4 protein-coding genes and 1 riboswitch are annotated in these 3,854 nt (G+C 71.4%); of the genes, 1 reads left to right on the top strand and 3 read right to left on the bottom strand.

What is annotated here, in order from left to right:
- On the bottom strand, window positions 1-299 hold a 299-nt coding region (locus P409_RS28825; RefSeq protein ID WP_034846535.1), incomplete at its 3' end, for a protein kinase family protein.
- 2 nt (window positions 300-301) lie between these two features.
- Window positions 302-1,267, bottom strand: coding sequence for a type I pantothenate kinase (gene coaA, locus P409_RS28820; protein ID WP_052121524.1), 966 nt, complete (start codon window positions 1,265-1,267; stop codon window positions 302-304).
- A gap of 102 nt (window positions 1,268-1,369) precedes the next feature.
- Window positions 1,370-1,480, top strand: a riboswitch (SAM-I-IV-variant riboswitch).
- 44 nt (window positions 1,481-1,524) lie between these two features.
- Here coaA and P409_RS28815 point away from each other — a divergent pair.
- A complete protein-coding gene (locus P409_RS28815; RefSeq protein ID WP_034846534.1) occupies window positions 1,525-1,800 on the top strand; it encodes a hypothetical protein in 276 nt (91 codons plus the stop codon).
- Window positions 1,801-1,813: 13 nt separating this feature from the next.
- Here P409_RS28815 and phaC read toward each other — a convergent pair whose 3' ends face one another.
- Window positions 1,814-3,544: a class I poly(R)-hydroxyalkanoic acid synthase gene (gene phaC / locus P409_RS28810; RefSeq protein WP_034846533.1), complete on the bottom strand. Its 1,731-nt coding sequence runs from the start codon at window positions 3,542-3,544 to the stop codon at window positions 1,814-1,816.
- Between the last annotated feature and the right edge of the window lie 310 nt (window positions 3,545-3,854).

Genomic DNA, 3,854 nt, shown 5'->3' with positions numbered 1-3,854 from the left:
ATCCGCTCCAGCCCCGCCGGGGCTGCCGTGGAGCCGGGGCGCATCGCCTCGCCGAGGGGAAGGCCCTCCGCCCGGGTCATGGCGATGCCCCAGCGGCCGTCGATCTGCCCGACGGCGCGGACCTCCGGCACCGGCAGCCCATGGGTCCCGACCAGGGCCAGCACCGACGCCTCGTGGAAGGCCGACGGCTTCGGCGCGGTCGCCGTCGTCCGGTACAGCTTCACCGCCAGGGCGCCGCAGCCGAAGACCTCGGCCTCCTTGCCCGATCCGATCAGGGGGCCGAGCGGCGGCAGCTCCATGGCTACATCCGGCGCAGGGCGACGGCGTCGACCGAATGGTCGGCCGCCTTGTGCAGCACCAGCCGGGCGCGCTGCCGGGTGGGCAGGATGTTCTCGCGCAGGTTCACGCCATTGATCTGGTCCCAGATCTCGCGGGCGGCGCGGCGGGCCTCGGCCTCCGGCAGGTCGCGCTGGTGGTGGAAGTAGGAGGAGGGGTCGCGGAAGGCGGTGCGCTGCAGCAGCAGGCGCCGCTCGACGAACCAGCGGGCGATGTCCTCCTCCTCGGCATCGACATAGACCGAGAAGTCGAAGAAGTCGGAGGTGACGACCGAGGCGCCGGCCGGGGCCTGCAGCACGTTCAGCCCCTCGAAGATCAGGATGTCCGGCCGCCGCACCACCTGCTTCTCGCCGGGCAGGATGTCGTAGGTCAGGTGGGAATAGACCGGCGCCTCCACCTCCGGCCGGCCGGACTTCACCGCGGCCAGGAAGCCGATCATGCGACGCAGATCGTAGCTCTCGGGGAAGCCCTTGCGGCGCATCAGGCCGCGCTCCTCCAGCACCTTCCTCGGCCACAGGAAGCCGTCGGTGGTCACCAGCGCGACCCGCGGATGGTCTGGCCAGCGCGACAGCAGCAGGCGCAGCAGCCGGGCGAAGGTGCTCTTGCCCACGGCGACGCTGCCGGCGACGCCGATGATGTAGGGCGGCGGCGGGCCGGGCCGGCCGAGGAAGGCGTCCTGAACCCCGTCCAGCGCCCTGGCGGCGGCGACATGCAGGTTCAGCAGGCGCGACAGCGGCAGGTGGATGTCGGCGACATCGGCCAGCGACACCGGGTCGTTCAGCCCGCGCAGCTCGGCCAGCTCGGTGTCGGTCAGCGCCATCGGCGTCGTCTCGCGCAGCGCCGCCCATTCGGCCCGGGTGAAGCGGTCATAGGCGGCGGGCCGGGCCGCGAACAGGTCCGGCACGGGCCGGGCGGGGGAGGGGTCGGGCATGCAAAGCTCGCCGTGGACAGGCGGGCAGGGTCCGACGATCAGGCCCCTCAAGGCAAGGCCCGCGATCCCCCTTGCGCAGCGTCGCGGGCCGCGCTACACCCGGCCTCGCATCCAGAGCTGGGCTGACGCCCACGCCAACCTGCCTTCCCGGGCAAGGTGGTGGCCTCTCGCAAGAGGGGCGATGCGGCCGGACCGGCAACCAAACGGGTCGAAAGCCGCGCGTCAGCCCTCCTCGCAACCGCGAAGGAGGGTTTTTCATGTCTGCATCCGCGTCCGCCGCCATCCCGCTGGCCCGCCCCGGCGACACCGTCGAGCGGCTCGACGAGCGCCCCTGTCCCCATCCGCGCGACCCGCAGCGGCGCGAGATCCTCTACGCCGTGGTGCATCGCGGCGCCGGGCTGTGGACCCATCTCTACCGCGTCGTCGTCACCGCCGCGCTGCGGCCGGAGATCCATCTCGACCGGGTGCTGGAGGGGGACCGCCTGGCCGAGCTGCGCCGGGCCTACGCGCCGGCGGCGGAAATGGCGGCGTAAGGCTGGGGAACCCCTAAGTCGCCCGCACGTAGCGTCCGGGCGCGTCCTCGATCGGCTTGAGCTTGCCGTCGCCCGGGCGCCGGGCCGGGACCTGGCCGCCGGCATGGCGGGCGACCCATTCCTGCCACTCCGGCCACCACGAGCCCTCGACCTGCTGCGCCCCCTCGAACCAGGCCTCCGGGCTCTCCGGCGTCTTGGCGTTGACCCAGTGGCAGTACTTCTTCGCCGCCGGCGGGTTGACCACCCCGGCGATGTGGCCGGAGGCGCTGAGGCAGAAGCGCACCGGCCCGCCGAACAGCTGGGTCGCGGCATAGGTCGACGCCCAGGGCGCGATGTGGTCCTCGCGGGTCGACAGCATGAAGGTCGGGGTCCGGATCGTGGTCAGGTCGATCGGCACCCCGGCCAGGGTGATGCCGCCCGGCCGCACCAGCCGGTTCTCCTGGTACATGTTGCGCAGGTAGAAGCTGTGCATCGCGGCCGGCATCCGGGTCGCGTCGCTGTTCCAGTACAGCAGGTCGAAGGGGAAAGGGTCCTTCCCCAGCAGGTAGTTGTTGACGACGAAGGACCAGATCAGGTCGTTGGCGCGCAGCAGGTTGAAGGTCGTCGCCATCGCCGAGCCCTCGAGATAGCCCTTGCCGGACATCTTGTGCTCGATCGTCCGCAGCTGCTCCTCGTCGACGAAGATGCCGAGCTCCCCGGGGTCGGTGAAGTCGGTCAGCGTGGTCAGGTAGGTGGCGCTCGCGACCCGGTCCGCCTCGCCCTTGGCGGTCATCCAGGCCAGGGTGCAGGCCAGCAGCGTGCCGCCCAGGCAGTAGCCGATGACGTTGACCTCGCGCTCGCCGGTCGCCTGCTCGATCGCGCCGATCGCCGCCAGCGACCCCTCCAGCATGTAGTCTTCGAAGCTCTTGGCCGCCAGGCGCCCGTCCGGGTTGACCCAGGAGACGACGAAGACGGTGTGGCCCTGCTCCACCGCCCAGCGGATCAGGCTGTTCTGCGGCTTCAGGTCGAGGATGTAGTACTTGTTGATCCAGGGCGGGATGATCAGCAGCGGCCGCCGCGCCACCGTCTCCGTCGCCGGCTCGTACTGGATCAGCTGCATCAGCTCGGTCTCGAACACCACCTTGCCGGGGGTGACGGCGATGTTGCGGCCGATCTCGAAGGCGGTGCGGTCGGTCATGCTGATGGCGAGCTGGCCCTGGCCGCGCTCCAGGTCGGCCAGCATGTTCTCCAGCCCCTTGACCAGGTTCTCGCCGCGCGAGTCCAGGGTGCTGCGCAGCACCTCCGGATTGGTGGCGACGAAGTTCGACGGCGCCATCGCGTCGATGAACTGCCTTGTGTAGAAATCGACCTTCTTCGCCGTCTTGGCGTCCAGCCCCTCCACCTCGCGCACCGACCCCTGCAGCCAGCGCGCGGTCAGCAGGTAGGACTGCTTGATGAAGTCGAACACCGCGACCTCGCTCCAGGCGGGGTCCTTGAAGCGCTTGTCGCCCTTCTCCGCCGCCACCACCGGCTCCGCCTCCTGGCCCAGCAGGCGCTGAGCGGTGCGGGACCACAGCGTGGCGTAGTCCTGCCACAGCGACATCTGCGCCTGCACCAGCCGGGTCGGGTCGGCCATCAGCCGCTGGGTCATGGCCAGGAAGGCGGTGCCGATGTTCAGCGGATCCAGCTCCGGCGCCTCGGCCCGGCCCTGCTTCTCCAGGAAGGTGGTGACCAGCCGGGCGCTGCGCTCGGCGATCTCGACCATGCGGCGGGCCAGATCCGCCGGGTCCGACGGCGGCGCGGCCTCGGGCGCGGGGGCGGCTGGTTTCGCCTCCTCGGGCCTGGCCCGGATCTCCGGCTTCGCCTCGGCGGGCGCCGCATGGACGTCCGGCCGGGCGAGCTCGGGTTTGGTCCCGGGCTTCGGCTTGGCCGCTGCGGGCGCCGTTTGGGCATTCGGCTGGGCGGCCACGGGCTTCGTACGGGATTTCGGCCTGGCCTGTGCAGGCGCCGTCCGGGCGTCCGGCCTGACGGCCTCGGGCTTCGCCCGCGACTTCTGCTTGGCTTCCGCGGGCTTC

It is taken from the genome of Inquilinus limosus MP06 (assembly GCF_000767795.1).
In the GTDB taxonomy this organism is placed as follows: domain Bacteria; phylum Pseudomonadota; class Alphaproteobacteria; order DSM-16000; family Inquilinaceae; genus Inquilinus; species Inquilinus limosus_E.
This window is presented reverse-complemented; position numbering and strand designations above follow the sequence as displayed.